Annotated in this window: 1 protein-coding gene; it reads left to right on the top strand. The window is 49.2% G+C overall.

Annotation, left to right across the window (positions count from 1 at the left end):
- Positions 1 to 433 (top strand): DotA/TraY family protein (locus tag RTW80_RS27380; RefSeq protein ID WP_312721230.1); only part of this gene is annotated, 433 nt, incomplete at both ends.

Genomic DNA, 433 nt, shown 5'->3' with positions numbered 1-433 from the left:
TCTCAGCACAACGTGCAGCCATGGATAATATGATTAGCGACATGGACAACGCTGCCAGTGAGTTTGTGACAACATTTCTGGAAAAAAGAAATTCTGGCAACGGAACACTGCCGGATATCGAGACACGAATTCAGAAAGCAGCCGACGAATACGAACGTGCTGTGCAAAAATCGCTACCCACTGATAACGGAGAGCAATCCAGAAAAGAGGCTCTTAAATCTTATCTCACAACCTACGGGTGGGTAACGCTTGGCGCATGGTATCAGACCTTTGCCACTGCTAACCAGCGTCTGGCAGAGCTGGCTGACAGAGCTCCAGCTGTAACTTCAATGTCATCACTGGGAGAAGTTGGTGATACTGACTTATTCAGTGCGGTCATGAGTGCCTATAGGACGCAACTGCAGAATTCCTCCTATACGCCACCGCTGGGCAC

This window comes from Escherichia sp. AM3 (genome assembly GCF_032029835.1).
GTDB classification, from domain to species: Bacteria; Pseudomonadota; Gammaproteobacteria; order Enterobacterales; family Enterobacteriaceae; genus Escherichia; species Escherichia coli.
This window is presented reverse-complemented; position numbering and strand designations above follow the sequence as displayed.